9 protein-coding genes and 3 pseudogenes are annotated in these 20,734 nt (G+C 64.1%); 10 read left to right on the top strand and 2 right to left on the bottom strand.

All coding sequences use genetic code 11. The annotated features are described in order from the left end of the window. Positions 1–367 precede the first annotated feature (367 nt). Positions 368–622 carry a DUF982 domain-containing protein gene (locus AC0NIL_RS27505; RefSeq protein ID WP_275953909.1) on the bottom strand — a complete coding sequence of 85 codons (255 nt, stop codon included), beginning with the start codon at positions 620–622 and terminating at the stop codon, positions 368–370. A 152-nt stretch (positions 623–774) separates the two neighbouring features. Then, on the bottom strand, positions 775–954 hold the full coding sequence (locus AC0NIL_RS27500) for a hypothetical protein (protein ID WP_024502377.1): 180 nt from the start codon (positions 952–954) through the stop codon (positions 775–777). A gap of 163 nt (positions 955–1,117) precedes the next feature. On the opposite strand from AC0NIL_RS27500, the pseudogene AC0NIL_RS27495 reads away from it, so the two are divergent. The 10 genes and pseudogenes from AC0NIL_RS27495 (at position 1,118) to AC0NIL_RS27450 (ending at position 20,733) form a co-directional block, all read left to right on the top strand. Next, a pseudogene (locus AC0NIL_RS27495) lies at positions 1,118–1,860 on the top strand (DUF4142 domain-containing protein). 20 nt (positions 1,861–1,880) lie between these two features. Continuing rightward, positions 1,881–2,483: a general stress protein gene (locus AC0NIL_RS27490; protein WP_024502379.1), complete on the top strand. Its 603-nt coding sequence runs from the start codon at positions 1,881–1,883 to the stop codon at positions 2,481–2,483. Between the two features lie 715 nt (positions 2,484–3,198). Beyond that, on the top strand, positions 3,199–3,339 hold the full coding sequence (locus AC0NIL_RS27485; RefSeq protein ID WP_275953908.1) for a hypothetical protein: 141 nt from the start codon (positions 3,199–3,201) through the stop codon (positions 3,337–3,339). Between the two features lies 1 nt (position 3,340). Then, positions 3,341–6,202, top strand: a pseudogene (locus AC0NIL_RS27480) (Ig-like domain-containing protein); the annotation flags it as partial. A 199-nt stretch (positions 6,203–6,401) separates the two neighbouring features. Beyond that, on the top strand, positions 6,402–13,766 hold the full coding sequence (locus tag AC0NIL_RS27475) for an Ig-like domain-containing protein (protein ID WP_474048261.1): 7,365 nt from the start codon (positions 6,402–6,404) through the stop codon (positions 13,764–13,766). A gap of 63 nt (positions 13,767–13,829) precedes the next feature. Beyond that, positions 13,830–15,524 (top strand): type I secretion system permease/ATPase, encoded by a 1,695-nt coding sequence (locus AC0NIL_RS27470; RefSeq protein ID WP_013533172.1) that lies wholly within the window; start codon positions 13,830–13,832, stop codon positions 15,522–15,524. Positions 15,525–15,543: 19 nt separating this feature from the next. After that, on the top strand, positions 15,544–16,881 hold the full coding sequence (locus AC0NIL_RS27465; protein ID WP_127371337.1) for an HlyD family type I secretion periplasmic adaptor subunit: 1,338 nt from the start codon (positions 15,544–15,546) through the stop codon (positions 16,879–16,881). 197 nt (positions 16,882–17,078) lie between these two features. Next, positions 17,079–17,327: pseudogene (locus tag AC0NIL_RS27460) on the top strand (IS481 family transposase); the annotation flags it as partial. Between the two features lie 295 nt (positions 17,328–17,622). Next, positions 17,623–18,603, top strand: coding sequence for an AraC-like ligand-binding domain-containing protein (locus AC0NIL_RS27455; protein WP_013533169.1), 981 nt, complete (start codon positions 17,623–17,625; stop codon positions 18,601–18,603). A 102-nt stretch (positions 18,604–18,705) separates the two neighbouring features. Further along, positions 18,706–20,733, top strand: coding sequence for a hydantoinase/oxoprolinase family protein (locus tag AC0NIL_RS27450; RefSeq protein WP_473572783.1), 2,028 nt, complete (start codon positions 18,706–18,708; stop codon positions 20,731–20,733). Position 20,734 lies beyond the last annotated feature (1 nt).

The following is a 20,734-nucleotide window of genomic DNA, read 5'->3' as shown; positions in this document are numbered from 1 at the left end:
CAGCTGCAATCACCAACACCGGCCAGTTGCCGCCAGGCCGCAGTTCCGGCTCGCCTTCGACCGGACGCATGGCATTGGCAAAGCTGGCATCGTTTTCGAATTTTGGACGAGTGCGCGGCGGACTTGTCTCAGCGACCGGATTTTGTGTGTCCGCGGCCTCTGCGTCTGTCTCAAGCGGGGCAATGGCGGGATCGAACCCCGGCGTCTTGTCGTGCGTTGCTCCTGCCTGAACTTCGCCTCTGGCCGCGGCAGGCGTGAGACCTGAGACCTTAGCCATAATCTCTCCCCTTCGAACCGATCTCGGCAGTATCGCACTTGCAGGCGCCGGCGGAACCAAGCTTGCATGCACTGAGGCGACCCACCAGGGTCAGATTTGCTCGCTCAGCAGAATCCTGGCGTCCTTGGCCGCAACGATGAACGCCTGTCGTGCCGCCCTTGTCGGCTTTTCGCCTCGCATGACGGCAAGGCACGCTCTGATCGCGGCAAGACGCCTCTCGGATGTCGGCTTTGGCCAGTCCCGCAGCAGCACTTCGGCTGCGTCCGACACCGAAACCACAACCCTGTCGCGGTCTATCCGGCCAGGTTGAATGACAATCGGCTTTCTGAAATGTCCAGTACGCACATGCCTCTCCAGCGGGATGCACTCCATTCGACACGCGACTGCAAGACTGCGCGTCGCGACGCGCTTTAACTCCGCAACCGTCGATTTGTTCCAGAGCACCTGGCGTTTGAAACAACTAGCCGATGGCCATCCGTGCGCGCCCGTCCCAAGACTTACAACAGGTCCTTGCGAAGGAAGATGCGTGCGTGCCCTGGAATTCCGAATTCGACTTTGCCGAATTCCTCGAACCCATGCTGCATGTAGAATAGCGGCGCCTGGAAACTGCTTGTCTCGACCACGGCTTTTTTGCAGCCACGCTGGTTCATGGTGCCGGCGTTCCTGTCGCCTGTCACTTCTCCACATTTTCCGTCGATGTGGCAGATCTCACGCGAGATAATCCGGCAGCCTCATGCGTGGATCGTGGTGCTGCCGGGCCTGCAGGCATGTCGTCTGGGTATCGGAACAAAGCGCATCTTGGCCTGTTAGGGCGACGCATCCCAGGCAAGGACAAAGCCGATGAAAACACGACAATTTTTCGCATCGCTCGCCGCTGCTTCCATTCTTCTCGCCGTGCCTGCTTTTGCTGCCGACAGCGCCCAGGCCTTCGTCGACAAGGCTGCCATCGGCGGCAAGTTCGAAGTCGACTCGAGCCAGATTGCCTTGGGCAAGGTTCAGGACCAGAGCATCAAGGACTTCGCCCAGATGATGATCCGCGATCACGGCGCGGCCAATGCCAAGCTGGCAACGGTGGCCGGCGAACAAAAATTGAAAGTGCCGTCGGCGCTTGATGCCCAGCACCAGGGCGATCTCGACAAGCTCAAGAATGCGCAGGCTCCGATCGATCCAGCCTATGTCGACATGCAGCGCAAGGCGCATGCCGACGCCGTCAAGCTGTTTGAAACCTATGCCAGCGGCGGCGACAACGCCGGGCTCAAGACATTCGCCCAGCAAACGGTCGATACGCTGAAGACGCACCAGCAGATGATCGAAAAGATCGCAGCCGGGCAGGACGCCATCACGGGAGCGACAACACCGGCGGTGAAGACCGACAATACCCCCAATGCCGCCGCTCTCGTTCCCGGCGCAAACAGCTTCACCGAAGCCCAGGCCAAGAGCCGCATCGAGGGTGCAGGCTATACCAACGTGTCGAAGCTTACCAAGGACGACCAGGGCATCTGGCGGGCCATGCCACCAAGGCAGGCGAAAGCCTCGCCGTCGGCCTGGACTATCAGGGCAACGTCGTTGCCGCCAGCAAGTGAGCACGGATCAGGAGAAATCAATGAAAACGGTAACTGGACTGTTCGACAACTATGACGACGCGGCCGACGCGGTCCGCGAACTGGAAGCCACGGGCGTCCCGCATGCGAACATCAGCATCGTCGCCAACAACTCGGATGACTGGTACGAGGGCGACCGTTCGGAGGCTGCCGAGGATGCCGGGGCTGGCGCGGGGATTGGCGCCGTGATCGGCGGTGCCGGCGGATTGCTGACAGGGCTGGGGGTCATGGCCATCCCGGGCGTCGGACCTGTGGTCGCGGCGGGTTGGCTCGCCGCCACCGCGACAGGTGTCGTTGCCGGGGCGGTGGCAGGCGGTGCGGTCGGAGGCATTGTCGGCGCTCTGACGGAGTCCGGCGTGCCCGAGAACGATGCCCACGTGTATGCGGAGGGCGTACGCCGCGGCGGCACGTTGGTCACGGCCAGGGTGGACGATGAACTCATTGCAAATGCCGAGGAAATTCTGGGGCAATCCAGATCGGTCGATCTTGCCGAACGCCGCAGGGCTTACGAGGCTGGCGGCTGGACCGGCTTCGATGCCAATGCCGGCGAATATATCCCTGACGAGACCGATCGCGACAGCGCTCGGACGATCAATCGGCCTTGAACGAGGAGGTGTGGTCGCACGTACCGAACGACGAGGTTTCACGAAGTGCTACGGAGCGTGTGGGACAGATGTTCGAGTTGCCCGGCTTCAAGATCTCCGTGAGCAAGGGCATGAAGCTTCCCGGCTGTCCGGCGCGTTAAGTGATCTCAGTTGAATCCCCGACCGTTCAAGCGAACTGGCTGGCTGTCGGGTTGGCGTGCTGCACGAAAAGTACTCAGCGATCAAGGTGCGGTGTTGGTATGGTGGTGCGCTGGCGGGCTCTGGTCACGCTGAGCCGCACGTCTGCCGTCTGGCTCATATCGGGCGCGCCTGTTCGATCTCACAACTCGATTCTAGTGACTGTGGCTCCCCTTATGTTCGACTATTAACTGTTCGGCCAAGTTGGGCGTTGACGCTTCCTCTCTATAAGAGTTAATAATCTCCTAATATAAGAAGCATCTAAAGTTCGTGGTCGAAAGCCACGAGTTTGACGATGTAGGTTGGGTAGGGAACGTAGCGTGACGACCAGTCGTCGCGTCCAGCAGCATCGGGTCAATATCCGTCCGTGAATGGCCAGCTTGAGGCGGCTGTTCCAAGCGCGGCGGTGTGCCTGGATGAGGGCGAAAATTCATGCCTGCCTGGATTCGCGCGGTTCTTCTTCGGCTGGAAGCAGCCGGTCGTTCAGTACTGTCGATAAAACAGATGAGGCGTCTGTTCTTAAAAGGGGGGTTGAAAAATGGCTACTCAGGTCACCGGTGCCGGCGGCACCACGACGTCTTTCTCCAATACACCGCAGGCGAAGGATGACCTGTTCAATCTCACCGAGGATACGGTCGTCCTCGCTTCCGCGTCTCAATCCATGATCTTGGGAGGTTAGTATGGGTGCGAGTGGCAGCAGCTACGTCGGCGTGGTGACTAATGGGGATGACAAGCTTATTGGCGGGAGCGGGACCGACGTCATCGTCGCCGGTGGGGGCAATGACTATATTAATGGTGGGTCCGGCGCCGACACCTTAGACGGCGGAAGCGGTTTCGATACTCTTCTTGGTGGGTCGGGTGCGGATACGCTTATCTATCGAGCGTGGGAAAATCAGTACAGGATTGGTAGCCTAGTATACGGCACAGGGACAACCGGAGGACAAACAGCCTTTTCCGGTTACGACACCTATGACGGCGGCAACGGCAATGCTGCGAAAGGCACTGCCGAGATCGATACGCTTGCTATCTATCTAAGCAATGATCAACTAGCCAACACGTCATTCATGACAGCGTTTAACGCCGAACTTGCTCAATTTCGTGCCTTCATTGCTGCAAACTCGAACTCGAACACCGGCCAAGCAGGCCAGGCAGAATTTACATTCACCACGATCAACCTCAAGGTTTCCGCGATCGAGCGGGTTACCGTTCTTGATAGCGGCGGACATGTTCCTGTATTCGTTAATATTGTCGATTCTTCCTTGAATGACAATGACAACAACTCGGTTGTAACGTTCACATTCACTGGTCCAGTGACTGGCTTCACTTTAGACGATGTGATGGCAACCCACGGAACGCTGTCTAATTTTGTGACGATCGATGCTTCGCATTACACGGCGAAGTTCACGGCGGCAGACGGTTTTGATGGCCTTGGCTCCGTTTCGGTAACGGCCGGCGGTTACACCGACGCTACCGGCAATGCTGGCGCTGCCGGCTCCGACACGGTTGCGGTGGATACCGCCAACCCCACGGTGTCGATCGCCGACGACCAGCCCGGCACGGCCAGCGACAGCGACCCGGTGGTCGGCTACACCGTGACCTTCAGCGAAGCGGTGACCGGCTTTACCGCCGCCGACCTGGTGGTGGCGGGCGGCACGGTATCGAACTTCTCCGGCAGCGGCACGACCTACACCTTCGATGTGACGGCGACGGACGGCTCCACCGCCGACATCACGGTCGACATCGCGGCCGGCGCGGCAAATGACGCCGTGGGCAACCTCAGCGTGGCGGCGACCCAGGCGGTGCAGGCGGTGGATACCGCCAACCCCACGGTGTCGATCGCCGACGACCAGCCCGGCACGGCCAGCGACAGCGACCCGGTGGTCGGCTACACCGTGACCTTCAGCGAAGCGGTGACCGGCTTTACCGCCGCCGACCTGGTGGTGGCGGGCGGCACGGTATCGAACTTCTCCGGCAGCGGCACGACCTACACCTTCGATGTGACGGCGACGGACGGCTCCACCGCCGACATCACGGTCGACATCGCGGCCGGCGCGGCAAATGACGCCGTGGGCAACCTCAGCGTGGCGGCGACCCAGGCGGTGCAGGCGGTGGATACCGCCAACCCCACGGTGTCGATCGCCGACGACCAGCCCGGCACGGCCAGCGACAGCGACCCGGTGGTCGGCTACACCGTGACCTTCAGCGAAGCGGTGACCGGCTTTACCGCCGCCGACCTGGTGGTGGCGGGCGGCACGGTATCGAACTTCTCCGGCAGCGGCACGACCTACACCTTCGATGTGACGGCGACGGACGGCTCCACCGCCGACATCACGGTCGACATCGCGGCCGGCGCGGCAAATGACGCCGTGGGCAACCTCAGCGTGGCGGCGACCCAGGCGGTGCAGGCGGTGGATACCGCCAACCCCACGGTGTCGATCGCCGACGACCAGCCCGGCACGGCCAGCGACAGCGACCCGGTGGTCGGCTACACCGTGACCTTCAGCGAAGCGGTGACCGGCTTTACCGCCGCCGACCTGGTGGTGGCGGGCGGCACGGTATCGAACTTCTCCGGCAGCGGCACGACCTACACCTTCGATGTGACGGCGACGGACGGCTCCACCGCCGACATCACGGTCGACATCGCGGCCGGCGCGGCAAATGACGCCGTGGGCAACCTCAGCGTGGCGGCGACCCAGGCGGTGCAGGCGGTGGATACCGCCAACCCCACGGTGTCGATCGCCGACGACCAGCCCGGCACGGCCAGCGACAGCGACCCGGTGGTCGGCTACACCGTGACCTTCAGCGAAGCGGTGACCGGCTTTACCGCCGCCGACCTGGTGGTGGCGGGCGGCACGGTATCGAACTTCTCCGGCAGCGGCACGACCTACACCTTCGATGTGACGGCGACGGACGGCTCCACCGCCGACATCACGGTCGACATCGCGGCCGGCGCGGCAAATGACGCCGTGGGCAACCTCAGCGTGGCGGCGACCCAGGCGGTGCAGGCGGTGGATACCGCCAACCCCACGGTGTCGATCGCCGACGACCAGCCCGGCACGGCCAGCGACAGCGACCCGGTGGTCGGCTACACCGTGACCTTCAGCGAAGCGGTGACCGGCTTTACCGCCGCCGACCTGGTGGTGGCGGGCGGCACGGTATCGAACTTCTCCGGCAGCGGCACGACCTACACCTTCGATGTGACGGCGACGGACGGCTCCACCGCCGACATCACGGTCGACATCGCGGCCGGCGCGGCAAATGACGCCGTGGGCAACCTCAGCGTGGCGGCGACCCAGGCGGTGCAGGCGGTGGATACCGCCAACCCCACGGTGTCGATCGCCGACGACCAGCCCGGCACGGCCAGCGACAGCGACCCGGTGGTCGGCTACACCGTGACCTTCAGCGAAGCGGTGACCGGCTTTACCGCCGCCGACCTGGTGGTGGCGGGCGGCACGGTATCGAACTTCTCCGGCAGCGGCACGACCTACACCTTCGATGTGACGGCGACGGACGGCTCCACCGCCGACATCACGGTCGACATCGCGGCCGGCGCGGCAAATGACGCCGTGGGCAACCTCAGCGTGGCGGCGACCCAGGCGGTGCAGGCGGTGGATACCGCCAACCCCACGGTGTCGATCGCCGACGACCAGCCCGGCACGGCCAGCGACAGCGACCCGGTGGTCGGCTACACCGTGACCTTCAGCGAAGCGGTGACCGAACTTTACCGCCGCCGACCTGGTGGTGGCGGGCGGCACGGTATCGAACTTCTCCGGCAGCGGCACGACCTACACCTTCGATGTGACGGCGACGGACGGCTCCACCGCCGACATCACGGTCGACATCGCGGCCGGCGCGGCAAATGACGCCGTGGGCAACCTCAGCGTGGCGGCGACCCAGGCGGTGCAGGCGGTGGATACCGCCAACCCCACGGTGTCGATCGCCGACGACCAGCCCGGCACGGCCAGCGACAGCGACCCGGTGGTCGGCTACACCGTGACCTTCAGCGAAGCGGTGACCGGCTTTACCGCCGCCGACCTGGTGGTGGCGGGCGGCACGGTATCGAACTTCTCCGGCAGCGGCACGACCTACACCTTCGATGTGACGGCGACGGACGGCTCCACCGCCGACATCACGGTCGACATCGCGGCCGGCGCGGCAAATGACGCCGTGGGCAACCTCAGCGTGGCGGCGACCCAGGCGGTGCAGGCGGTGGATACCGCCAACCCCACGGTGTCGATCGCCGACGACCAGCCCGGCACGGCCAGCGACAGCGACCCGGTGGTCGGCTACACCGTGACCTTCAGCGAAGCGGTGACCGGCTTTACCGCCGCCGACCTGGTGGTGGCGGGCGGCACGGTATCGAACTTCTCCGGCAGCGGCACGACCTACACCTTCGATGTGACGGCGACGGACGGCTCCACCGCCGACATCACGGTCGACATCGCGGCCGGCGCGGCAAATGACGCCGTGGGCAACCTCAGCGTGGCGGCGACCCAGGCGGTGCAGGCGGTGGATACCGCCAACCCCACGGTGTCGATCGCCGACGACCAGCCCGGCACGGCCAGCGACAGCGACCCGGTGGTCGGCTACACCGTGACCTTCAGCGAAGCGGTGACCGGCTTTACCGCCGCCGACCTGGTGGTGGCGGGCGGCACGGTATCGAACTTCTCCGGCAGCGGCACGACCTACACCTTCGATGTGACGGCGACGGACGGCTCCACCGCCGACATCACGGTCGACATCGCGGCCGGCGCGGCAAATGACGCCGTGGGCAACCTCAGCGTGGCGGCGACCCAGGCGGTGCAGGCGGTGGATACCGCCAACCCCACGGTGTCGATCGCCGACGACCAGCCCGGCACGGCCAGCGACAGCGACCCGGTGGTCGGCTACACCGTGACCTTCAGCGAAGCGGTGACCGGCTTTACCGCCGCCGACCTGGTGGTGGCGGGCGGCACGGTATCGAACTTCTCCGGCAGCGGCACGACCTACACCTTCGATGTGACGGCGACGGACGGCTCCACCGCCGACATCACGGTCGACATCGCGGCCGGCGCGGCAAATGACGCCGTGGGCAACCTCAGCGTGGCGGCGACCCAGGCGGTGCAGGCGGTGGATACCGCCAACCCCACGGTGTCGATCGCCGACGACCAGCCCGGCACGGCCAGCGACAGCGACCCGGTGGTCGGCTACACCGTGACCTTCAGCGAAGCGGTGACCGGCTTTACCGCCGCCGACCTGGTGGTGGCGGGCGGCACGGTATCGAACTTCTCCGGCAGCGGCACGACCTACACCTTCGATGTGACGGCGACGGACGGCTCCACCGCCGACATCACGGTCGACATCGCGGCCGGCGCGGCAAATGACGCCGTGGGCAACCTCAGCGTGGCGGCGACCCAGGCGGTGCAGGCGGTGGATACCGCCAACCCCACGGTGTCGATCGCCGACGACCAGCCCGGCACGGCCAGCGACAGCGACCCGGTGGTCGGCTACACCGTGACCTTCAGCGAAGCGGTGACCGGCTTTACCGCCGCCGACCTGGTGGTGGCGGGCGGCACGGTATCGAACTTCTCCGGCAGCGGCACGACCTACACCTTCGATGTGACGGCGACGGACGGCTCCACCGCCGACATCACGGTCGACATCGCGGCCGGCGCGGCAAATGACGCCGTGGGCAACCTCAGCGTGGCGGCGACCCAGGCGGTGCAGGCGGTGGATACCGCCAACCCCACGGTGTCGATCGCCGACGACCAGCCCGGCACGGCCAGCGACAGCGACCCGGTGGTCGGCTACACCGTGACCTTCAGCGAAGCGGTGACCGGCTTTACCGCCGCCGACCTGGTGGTGGCGGGCGGCACGGTATCGAACTTCTCCGGCAGCGGCACGACCTACACCTTCGATGTGACGGCGACGGACGGCTCCACCGCCGACATCACGGTCGACATCGCGGCCGGCGCGGCAAATGACGCCGTGGGCAACCTCAGCGTGGCGGCGACCCAGGCGGTGCAGGCGGTGGATACCGCCAACCCCACGGTGTCGATCGCCGACGACCAGCCCGGCACGGCCAGCGACAGCGACCCGGTGGTCGGCTACACCGTGACCTTCAGCGAAGCGGTGACCGGCTTTACCGCCGCCGACCTGGTGGTGGCGGGCGGCACGGTATCGAACTTCTCCGGCAGCGGCACGACCTACACCTTCGATGTGACGGCGACGGACGGCTCCACCGCCGACATCACGGTCGACATCGCGGCCGGCGCGGCAAATGACGCCGTGGGCAACCTCAGCGTGGCGGCGACCCAGGCGGTGCAGGCGGTGGATACCGCCAACCCCACGGTGTCGATCGCCGACGACCAGCCCGGCACGGCCAGCGACAGCGACCCGGTGGTCGGCTACACCGTGACCTTCAGCGAAGCGGTGACCGGCTTTACCGCCGCCGACCTGGTGGTGGCGGGCGGCACGGTATCGAACTTCTCCGGCAGCGGCACGACCTACACCTTCGATATGACGGCGACGGACGGCTCCACCGCCGACATCACGGTCGACATCGCGGCCGGCGCGGCAAATGACGCCGTGGGCAACCTCAGCGTGGCGGCGACCCAGGCGGTGCAGGCGGTGGATACCGCCAACCCCACGGTGTCGATCGCCGACGACCAGCCCGGCACGGCCAGCGACAGCGACCCGGTGGTCGGCTACACCGTGACCTTCAGCGAAGCGGTGACCGGCTTTACCGCCGCCGACCTGGTGGTGGCGGGCGGCACGGTATCGAACTTCTCCGGCAGCGGCACGACCTACACCTTCGATGTGACGGCGACGGACGGCTCCACCGCCGACATCACGGTCGACATCGCGGCCGGCGCGGCAAATGACGCCGTGGGCAACCTCAGCGTGGCGGCGACCCAGGCGGTGCAGGCGGTGGATACCGCCAACCCCACGGTGTCGATCGCCGACGACCAGCCCGGCACGGCCAGCGACAGCGACCCGGTGGTCGGCTACACCGTGACCTTCAGCGAAGCGGTGACCGGCTTTACCGCCGCCGACCTGGTGGTGGCGGGCGGCACGGTATCGAACTTCTCCGGCAGCGGCACGACCTACACCTTCGATGTGACGGCGACGGACGGCTCCACCGCCGACATCACGGTCGACATCGCGGCCGGCGCGGCAAATGACGCCGTGGGCAACCTCAGCGTGGCGGCGACCCAGGCGGTGCAGGCGGTGGATACCGCCAACCCCACGGTGTCGATCGCCGACGACCAGCCCGGCACGGCCAGCGACAGCGACCCGGTGGTCGGCTACACCGTGACCTTCAGCGAAGCGGTGACCGGCTTTACCGCCGCCGACCTGGTGGTGGCGGGCGGCACGGTATCGAACTTCTCCGGCAGCGGCACGACCTACACCTTCGATGTGACGGCGACGGACGGCTCCACCGCCGACATCACGGTCGACATCGCGGCCGGCGCGGCAAATGACGCCGTGGGCAACCTCAGCGTGGCGGCGACCCAGGCGGTGCAGGCGGTGGATACCGCCAACCCCACGGTGTCGATCGCCGACGACCAGCCCGGCACGGCCAGCGACAGCGACCCGGTGGTCGGCTACACCGTGACCTTCAGCGAAGCGGTGACCGGCTTTACCGCCGCCGACCTGGTGGTGGCGGGCGGCACGGTATCGAACTTCTCCGGCAGCGGCACGACCTACACCTTCGATGTGACGGCGACGGACGGCTCCACCGCCGACATCACGGTCGACATCGCGGCCGGCGCGGCAAATGACGCCGTGGGCAACCTCAGCGTGGCGGCGACCCAGGCGGTGCAGGCGGTGGATACCGCCAACCCCACGGTGTCGATCGCCGACGACCAGCCCGGCACGGCCAGCGACAGCGACCCGGTGGTCGGCTACACCGTGACCTTCAGCGAAGCGGTGACCGGCTTTACCGCCGCCGACCTGGTGGTGGCGGGCGGCACGGTATCGAACTTCTCCGGCAGCGGCACGACCTACACCTTCGATGTGACGGCGACGGACGGCTCCACCGCCGACATCACGGTCGACATCGCGGCCGGCGCGGCAAATGACGCCGTGGGCAACCTCAGCGTGGCGGCGACCCAGGCGGTGCAGGCGGTGGATACCGCCAACCCCACGGTGTCGATCGCCGACGACCAGCCCGGCACGGCCAGCGACAGCGACCCGGTGGTCGGCTACACCGTGACCTTCAGCGAAGCGGTGACCGGCTTTACCGCCGCCGACCTGGTGGTGGCGGGCGGCACGGTATCGAACTTCTCCGGCAGCGGCACGACCTACACCTTCGATGTGACGGCGACGGACGGCTCCACCGCCGACATCACGGTCGACATCGCGGCCGGCGCGGCAAATGACGCCGTGGGCAACCTCAGCGTGGCGGCGACCCAGGCGGTGCAGGCGGTGGATACCGCCAACCCCACGGTGTCGATCGCCGACGACCAGCCCGGCACGGCCAGCGACAGCGACCCGGTGGTCGGCTACACCGTGACCTTCAGCGAAGCGGTGACCGGCTTTACCGCCGCCGACCTGGTGGTGGCGGGCGGCACGGTATCGAACTTCTCCGGCAGCGGCACGACCTACACCTTCGATGTGACGGCGACGGACGGCTCCACCGCCGACATCACGGTCGACATCGCGGCCGGCGCGGCAAATGACGCCGTGGGCAACCTCAGCGTGGCGGCGACCCAGGCGGTGCAGGCGGTGGATACCGCCAACCCCACGGTGTCGATCGCCACCGATGACAGTGCCCTGAAGATCGGCGATGTCGCGCACCTGACCTTCACCTTGAGCGAGCCATCGACCACCTTCGCCAGCGGCGATGTCGCCGTCACCGGTGGCACGCTGAGCAACTTTGCCGGCAGCGGCACCAGCTACACCGCCAACTTCACGCCCACCGCTGCCAGCACCACCACCGCCACCATCAATTTGGCCGGCAGCACCTTCACCGACGCGGCGGGCAACAACAACACCGCCGCCACGCAGCTAAGCATGACGGTGGACACCGTCGCCCCCACGGTCTCCATTGGGATCAATGACACCGCGTTAACGACCGGCGATGTCGCGACGGTGACCTTTACCTTCAGTGAGGTACCGTCGAACTTCTCTGCGGCAGACGTTACCTATGACATCACCAGTGCAACCTTGGGCGCGATTACAGCTACGGCCGATACGAAGGTTTTCACCGCCACTTTGACGCCGCTGGCGTCGATCACCGACACTATTAACGTCATTACAGTGGGTGCCGCGTGGCAGGACCCGGCTGGCAACGCCCCAGCGGCTATAACCAACTCGGCCAATTATACCGTCAACACCGCCGACGCGCCGCCGACGGTGGTCATAACATCAGACAACAGCGGCTCTAAACCCACAGTTACATTTACATTTAGCGAAGCGGTTACAGGATTTGATCTCAACGACCTCCAGATTGTCGGAGCAACTGTCAATGGACCGATCGTTCATGTAGGGATCACTGGTGGCCAAGACATTTACACGTTAGCGCTTAAGGACGCGACCAGCGGGTCGGGGCCGCACAACATTCGCGTAGTCGCTAGCGGCACAGGGTCGTCGCTTTGGACAGACCTTACCGGCCATGGTGGCATAGGTAGCCCGATATTCACCTTGCCCGCAGGCATCTCCGGCGAGCCCATCAATCTCGCTCTCACCGATCCATCGCATGAAGGTGCGCTCATCACCGTCACGGTGAAGGACGTACCTTCGGGCTGGACCATCGACGGCGCGACGCATAACGCCGATGGAAGCTGGACGACACAGACCAGCGACCTGCGCGGGCTGACTGTCACCACATCGGCCAGTTTCACCGGGGCAGCCGTGCTCGACGTCCAGATGACCTGGATCAACGCCGACGGCACCTCGGGCAGCGCGTCGATCGCCGACAATGTCGAGGCCTACGCTCCGGGCTCGCCGATCTTCGCCTGGTCGGGCGACGACGTGCTGACCGGGTCCAGCGGCAACGATCTCTTCGTCTTCTCGCAGCCGATCGGTGCCGACACGGTGCATAATTTCGACGCCGCGGCTGACCAGATCGACCTCATCGGCTACAACGGACTGGCAAACTTTGCCGATCTCCAGACGCATATCGCCGACGATGCCAATGGAAACGCGGTGATCGCGCTCGGCGATGGGCAGTCGATCACGCTGGATGGCGTGCACTCGGGGGCGCTGACGGCAAGCAATTTCGTCTTCGACCAGACACCGGTGGTCAACAATCCAGGGACCATGACGATCGGCGACGGCGCCTTGCTGCCGCTGAGCGGTACGATCAACAATAGCGGCCTTATCTCGCTGGAATCGACCGGCGGCGATACGCTGCTGCAAATCATCCAGCATGGTGTGACCCTGCAGGGTGGCGGGCAGATCCTGCTGTCCGACAGCGCCGCCAACATGATCTCCGGCACGGGGCCGGACGTCACTCTGGTCAATGTCGACAACACGATATCGGGCGCTGGCCAGCTGGGCGGCGGGATGCTGAGCCTCGACAATCAGGGCACCATTATCGCCTCTGGCGCGAATGCGCTTGTCATCGATACGGGGGGCAGCGTCGTCACCAACTCCGGAACATTGGAGGCGACCGGTTCAGGTGGACTGACGATCACCGGCGGGCTGGCGAATTCCGGCATGCTGTTGGCCAATGGCGGCGACATCGTCATCCATGGCCAGGTCACCGGCGACGGCGATGCCACGATCGGCAACCTGTCGAAGCTTGAGTTCGGCAGCGCCTCGTCGACGGATGTCACCTTCGCGCACGATGCGGCCGGCACGCTGCAGCTCGACGATTCCTTCGATTTCAGCGGGCGGATCGGCGGCATCACCAATGACGACAGGCTGGAGCTAGAGGACATCCTGTTCGGCGCGGGAACGACGGCCGTCTACCAGGCAAACCAGGATGGCAGCGGCGGAACGCTGACCGTTTCGGACGGCACCCACGGTACCGCGCTGCATCTGGTCGGCAGCTACGATGCGAACGGCTTCAAGCTTGCCGATGACGGCCAAGGCCATACCGCCGTTTCGTACAATCCGGCGGAATTCACGCTGACGGGCGTTGGCAATGGAGCAATTTCAAGCGACTTCGTGGTGTGAACCAAAAGGCCGCCGCCAGCGGCGGCCCACCTGGCCTGATGCGTATCGAGTGGGGTTCTGGACGTGGATAGCAAATCTCGAATTGTGAAGGATGCGCTTCGGGCCTGCCGCCGCTATTTCCTGGTAGCGGCGGCGTTCAGCCTGGCCATCAATCTGCTCTATCTCGCGTCCCCACTCTACATGCTGCAGATCTATGACAGGGTCGTCACCAGCGGCAGCGAAACCACGCTGGTGATGCTGACCCTGGTGTTGCTGGCGGCCTTTCTTTCGCTGGCCGGCCTCGACCTGGTGCGCGCCTCCATCCTGACGCGTGCCAGTGCGCGGCTCGACCGGCTGCTGTCGGCAAAAGTCCTGGCCGCGTCGGTCGAGACCCCATCGCCCGGCTCGTCGCCGAGCCAGCCCATCCGAGACTTCGACACGTTCAGGCAGGTCATCACCGGCAGCGGCATCCACGCTTTGTTCGACCTGCCATGGTCGCCCATCTACATCGGCATCATCTTCCTGCTGCACCCCTGGCTCGGCTTCTTCGCGCTGGGCTGCTCGCTGCTTCTGGTCGCCATGGCGGTGCTAAACGAATATATCGTGCGTTCGCCGCTGAAGCAGGCCAACGACCTGGCGACGACCAACTATAATTTCACCGAGATGAGCCTCAGAAACGCCGAAGTCGTTCGCGCCATGGGGATGATCGACGGCCTCATCCGCCGCTGGGGACGCGACCGCAATTTGGCGCTGCGGCGCCAGGCGGAGGCAAGCGATCGCGCCGCACTGATGTCGGGCCTGATCCGTTTCCTGCGGCTCACCATGCAGTCGCTGATCCTCGGCCTCGGCGCCTATCTGGTGATCGAGCGGCAGATCACCGGCGGCACCATGTTCGCCGCGAGCCTCTTGCTGGGCCGGGGGCTGCAGCCGGTCGAGCAGATCGTCGGCCTTTGGCGCAGCCTGATCCTGGGGCGGGCGGCGTTGGCAAGGGTCGAGAAGCTGGTCGACGGGGGCGCGCAGAGCGAAAGATCGTTCAACCTGCCCAAGCCCACCGGCAAGATTTCGGTCGAGCAGGTCAGCTTTGCAATCGCCAGCCAGCAGAAAGTGCTTCTCCGAGACGTATCGTTCCGGCTGGAAGCAGGCGAGACGCTGGGAATCGTCGGCCCTTCCGGCGCCGGCAAGTCGACGCTGGCGCGTCATCTCGCGGGCGTCATGCAACCCAGCCGCGGTACCGTCAGGCTGGACGGGGCCGACCTGTCGCAATGGGGACACGACGCGCTCGGCGACCACATCGGCTACCTGCCGCAGGATATCGAACTCTTCTCCGATACGGTCGCCGCCAACATCGGCCGCTTCAAGACCAATGTCGACCAGGAGGTCATCGAGGCCGCGCGGCTCGCCGGCGTGCATGAGATGATCATCCGCCTGCCGCAAGGCTATGAGACGCAGATCGGCGAAGGCGGCGCAGTGCTGTCAGGAGGATATCGCCAACGGATTGCTCTTGCCCGCGCAGTGTTCGGAACGCCGAACCTGATCATTCTCGACGAGCCCAGCTCCAATCTCGATGCCGATGGCGACCGCGCGCTGAGCGACTGCGCGATCGAACTCAAGCGCCGCGGCAGTACGGTGATCATCGTCTCTCACCGGCCCTCGACCCTGGCGAATGTCGACAAGATCCTCCTGTTGCGCGATGGCGCCGTCGAGGCCTTTGGCATGAGAAACGAGATCGTGGCGCTCCTCAACCAGCGCGCGGCTCCAATGGCGGTGGCAACGCAATGAACCGTGTTTGGAGAGAGCGATGAGCGACGGCGCGCTTACCTACCGGAGCCTGCCTGGCGACGCCGGTATTCTGGCCCCGGATTCGATCCGGGTGCCGGCCTATATCGGTCTGCTGATCATCGTTGCTTTCTTTGGCATCTTTGGCGGCTGGGCGGCCTTTGCCCCGCTGAACGGCGCCGTGCTTGCCGACGCCATCGTCAAGGTGGATGGCAATCGCAAAAGCGTACAGCACTTCGACGGCGGTACGGTGAAGGAGATCCGCGTCAAGGATGGCGACGTCGTCAGGAAGGGCGACATCATGCTGAAGCTGGACGACACCAGGATTCGGTCCGAGTTCAATCTTTATGCCCAGCAATATGCGCTGTTGCGCGCAACCGATGCCAGGATCCGAGCCGAACTGGACGGCAGCGAGGTTGTTGCCTTTCCCAAGGACATTCTCAAAGAGCACGAAGACTACCTTCGGGATGCAATGGCAAACCAGATCGCCGATCTGGAAAGCCAACGCGCCTCGATGGCCGGCGCCAGGCAAATCCTCGAGCGGCGCATTGCCGAACTCGAGGAGCAGATCCAGGGCAAGCAGTCTCGGGTCGAATCTTACCATGCCCAGTTGCAATCGACGATCAACGAGAAGGCCAGCCTGTCGAAGCTGCTCAAGGCCGGATTGACGACCCGCCCACGCATCCTGGAGCTGGAAAGATCCGCCTCGGATCTGCAGGGCCTGATCGATGAGAACCTCGGCGCGATCGGCGGCAGCCGACAGAGCAAAGCCGAACTCGAAAGCCAGATCGCACAATTGACAAATGAGCGCCGAGCCAAGCTGTCGGCCATGCTGATCGATACGCAATCGAGCCTTTCCGACCTCGTGCCCAAGATGTTTGCCGCCCAGGCTGCCATGGACCGAGCCGAGGTGCGCGCGCCGTATGACGGCCAGGTGATGGATCTCAGCGTCTTCTCGATAGGCGCGATCGTTTCGCCGGGCCAGACCATCCTCGATATCGTGCCGACCGAAAATTCGCTGATCGTCCAGGCCCAGATTCGCGTCGAGGACATATCGAACCTGCGACCCGATATGGCTGCCGAAGTTCGTTTTACATCCTACAAGCAGCGCTCAATACCCATAATTCATGGCCGCGTCACCCGCATTTCGGCGGATCGCATTACCGACAGCAAGACCGGGTTTCCCTACTATCTTGCCGACGTAGCGGTCGATCCGGTGGAATTGGCAGCAGCCCCACAGATTGCGCTTTATCCGGGCATGCCAGCGTCAGTCATGATCGTCACCGAGGAACGCACCGCGCTCGACTACATTCTGGGCCCGCTGGTTGTGTCGTTCCACTCCGCCTTTCGCCAGAAATGACGGATTAGCCAAGCGACTTCGCTTTTGAGGTGATTCTGACGCAGAGCAGTCGGAGACAAGCCGACAACCAGTCGCTCATGGTCTGCATGTTCCCTGCCGACAGCCCCTCTGTTTCTTTGGTGCTGGATCTGATGATCCTAGATGTTTGATCCCGGGCTTTATGGAGCATCCTTGTCTCCCGAATGAAAGGATGCGCTATGGGCCAAGTTCTGCATGGGAGCGCCAAAACGACAGAGGCGGTCCGTCGAGCGATACAGCATAGTCAAGAGAGCCTGAGGGGGCTGGCCAAGCGCTACGGGATCAACCGGAAGACGGTTGCGAAGTGGAAGAGGCGAGCTTCGGTCGCCGATCTATCGACTGGTCCGAAGGAACCGAGATCGACGGTGCTCTCGATTGAGGACGAGGCGGACATTGTCGCTTTCCGCCGCTACACGCTGCTGCCACTCTTCCGTACGCACGGAACTGCAGGACATCATTTCCGCCCACATCTGGAAGCCGACAATTTTTCCTGAATGAGTGTGCGAAAAGAATGCATGGTTCCAAGTCGGCTGGCGGTTTGCGCGCCAAGGCTGGTTTGATCAGCTGCACACTGATCGTGACGACAACTGCAACCGTCGCGAGCTCCGGTCCTGGGCCAACCGACCACATAAGTTTATTCGTTTTTGACCAATACGCGCCGGTGAATTCCTGTAATCTTCGGAACAACACCGGGACAACCGGGTCAACCAGAAAGGTCGGGGAATGAAATACGTCGTCGATACGATCGGCGGTCCCGCAGGCGGTGATGCCTGGCAAGCCGCTGTTACCGAAGCCTATTTTCCGCTCGACACCGAGTATCGGAACCGTCGCGAATTTTCAGGCACGCTAGAAACCTTCTCGCTTGGGCTCGTCAGCGTGTCTAAAATGCGCTGCGATGCCGTAAGCTATCGTCGCCACCGCCGCCACTTCCTCAACGAGCGTGACGCCAGCCTGCTCATCACGATCCCGGAGATGTCGGAGGTGAATTTCTCGCAAGGGTCGAGAACCGTCAATTGCAGGCCGGGGGGCTTTCTCGTCGAGCGGGGAGATGCGCCTTACGAATTCTGGCACGGCAAGCCAAACGCGCTGTGGGTCCTCAAGGTACCATCATCGAGCGTTCGGGCACGGATCGGATCCGCCGAACGGCTCAGTGCGCTCAGTTTCGACGCGACCCAAGGCATCGCCGCGCTCTTCCTCGACACGGTGCGAACCACGATCGGCCATCTCGATGAGATCACTGAAGTCGCTCGTGAGATGATGGGCAGGCACATCCTGGAAATGCTGTGCCTGTCGATCGTGAGCGACGATCGCGTGCTGGACAGCAGCATCTCGTCGATCCGGGCCGGCCATTTGCATCGTGCCGAGCAGTATATTCGCGACAATCTGAAGAATTCCGACCTCGGCCCGCAGGCGGTGGCTGATGCCTGCGGCATCTCCCTGCGTTACCTGCAGGTCCTTTTTCAGGACAGCAACCAGTCGATCAACGGCTTCATCCGCGACGCCCGGCTTGAACTTTGCGCCGAGGAGCTGATGTCGGTGACCAACATCAGCAGCGTAGCCGAGATTGCTTACCGCTGGGGCTTCGCCGACCAGTCCCAGTTCTGCAAGCACTACCGGACGCGGTTCGGCTGCGCACCGACGGATACCCGTCGCGAAGCAGCGAACCGGGCGGGCGGCTCTTCGGCCTCGCGAGAGCGCCACTAGTCCCGACGAAATCCGGGCCAATTCCACCATTCATGCAACGTCTCCCCGGCAAGGGGCGACGAAGGCGGGGCTTTGCCCGCAAGACCTTGCGAAGGAACTGTCATGAGCCGAATCAGAGTTGCCGTCGACGTCGGAGGGACTTTCACCGACATCTGCATCATGGACGAAGACAGCGGAGCGATCCGCATCGAAAAAACCGCCTCCACGCCTGACGATCCCATGCAGGCCATCATGAATGGCGTGGAGCAGGGGCGCATCGATCTTTCGGAGGTAACGATGTTCTCTCATGGTACGACGGTCGCCACCAATGCGCTGATCACCCGCCGTCTGCCGCGCACCGCAATGGTCTGCAGCGAGGGTTTTCGTGACGTTGTAGAGATCCGTCGCGCCAACAAGGAAGATCTCTGGGACACCTACAAAGATGTCGCCAAGCCCTATATCCCGCGCCGCGACCGGCTGACCGTCCGGGAACGGGTCAGTGCCGAGGGCACGATCCTGGAAGCGTTGGACGAAGAGGCCGCGCGCCGTGTCGCGGAGATTCTCAAGAAGCGGCAGGTCAAGTCCATCGCCGTCTGCTTCATGAACTCCTATGTCAACGGCGCCAACGAGCGCCGCATGCGTGAGATCCTGAAGGAGGCAATGCCGGATCTGCCGGTCTCGATCTCCTCGGAGGTGATGCCGGAAATCTTCGAGCACGAACGTTTTTCCACCACCATGGCGAACGCCGTCTGCGCCCCGGTCGTCGTCGACTACGTGTCGCGTCTCGGAGAAAAGCTTGCCGACGCCGGATACAAGCGAGATCTCCTGTTGCTGCACAGCGGTGGCGGGGTCATGACGCCCGCGAGCGTCAAGGATTTCTCAGCCCGGCTCGCGGGATCCGGCATCGCCGCCGGAGCGATCGCAAGCCGCTTCATCGGAAATCTCTGTGGCTACCCGAACTCGATCGGCTTCGACATGGGCGGCACCAGCACCGACGTCTCGCTGGCCTGGAACGGGGAGTCGCGCATCACAAAGGACTGGTACATCGAATTCGGATATCCGATCCGCTTCCCCTCCATCGAGGTATTGACCATCGGTGCGGGCGGCGGGTCGTTGGCATGGCAGGACGAGGGCGGCAGCTTGCGCAACGGACCGCAGTCCGCTGGCGCCTTTCCAGGTCCGGCCTGCTACAAGAATGGCAACCGCATTGCCACCAACACCGATGCCAATGTGGTGCTCGGCCGTCTCGGCACCAGCCTTGCGGGCGGCAAGATCACGCTCGACCCCGCTCTGGCCGCCGAGGCGGTTCAGGAGACGGTGGCGGAACCCTTCGGCATGGAACTCCACCAGGCGGCCGAGGCGATCATCGCCGTCGCCAACGCCAATATGGGCAATGCCGTCCGGCTTCTCTCCATCAGCCGAGGCTACGACCCGCGCGACTTTGCGCTGGTCGCATTCGGCGGTGCTGGCGCTTTGCACGGAGCGGCTGTGGCCAAGGAGCTTTCGATTCCAACCGTGATCGTACCGCCCAATCCCGGCGTTACCTCCGCGCTCGGTTGCCTTCTCGTCGACGTGCAGCACGATTTCTCCGAAAGCTTCATGGCCGATGCTTCGACTGTCTCGCCCGCCGAGATGCAGGCAGCCTTTGTTCTGATGGAAAAACAGGCGGTTGAGCGTCTGGGCCATGAGGGCGTGGCGCAGGAAGACATGGCGCTGCAGCGCACGGTCGAGATGATGTACCAGGGCCAATGGCGCTCGCTCGCGGTGTCAGCCCCGGCGCGCATCGAGAGCATCTGCCCGCTGATCGAGGCATTCCACAACGAACACGAACGCGAGTTCAACTACCGCCGCGAAGAGGCGCCGGTGTCGATCTTCCGCATCGCGGTCAAGGCGATCGGCATCGTCCCGAAAGCCGAGATACCGCGACACGAAGTCTTGCCTCATGTGCCCGAGCCGCTCGGCCGCCGCGGCGTCTGGTTCGACGGCGTATCTCATGATGCGGCTGTCTATGAACGCGACCAACTCAGCGCCGGCGCTGCCTTTGCGGGACCCGCCATCGTCGAACAGTTCGATTCCACCACCGTGGTTCCGCCGGGAATGAGCGCGACCGTCGATGGCTTCCTGAACATTCTCATCGTGACGAAAGGCTGAA

It is taken from the genome of Mesorhizobium sp. WSM1343, from assembly GCF_055901535.1.
The sequence above is the reverse complement of the archived record's forward strand: the minus strand, read 5'-3'. Positions and strand labels throughout refer to the sequence as shown.

Excerpts from the sequence above, each read along its gene's own strand:
- AC0NIL_RS27490 (WP_024502379.1), top strand. The coding sequence starts at position 1,881 with ATGAAAACGGTAACTGGACTGTTCGACAACTATGACGACGCGGCCGAC.
- AC0NIL_RS27485 (WP_275953908.1), top strand. The coding sequence starts at position 3,199 with ATGGCTACTCAGGTCACCGGTGCCGGCGGCACCACGACGTCTTTCTCC.
- AC0NIL_RS27465 (WP_127371337.1), top strand. The coding sequence starts at position 15,544 with ATGAGCGACGGCGCGCTTACCTACCGGAGCCTGCCTGGCGACGCCGGT.
- AC0NIL_RS27455 (WP_013533169.1), top strand. The coding sequence starts at position 17,623 with ATGAAATACGTCGTCGATACGATCGGCGGTCCCGCAGGCGGTGATGCC.
- AC0NIL_RS27450 (WP_473572783.1), top strand. The coding sequence starts at position 18,706 with ATGAGCCGAATCAGAGTTGCCGTCGACGTCGGAGGGACTTTCACCGAC.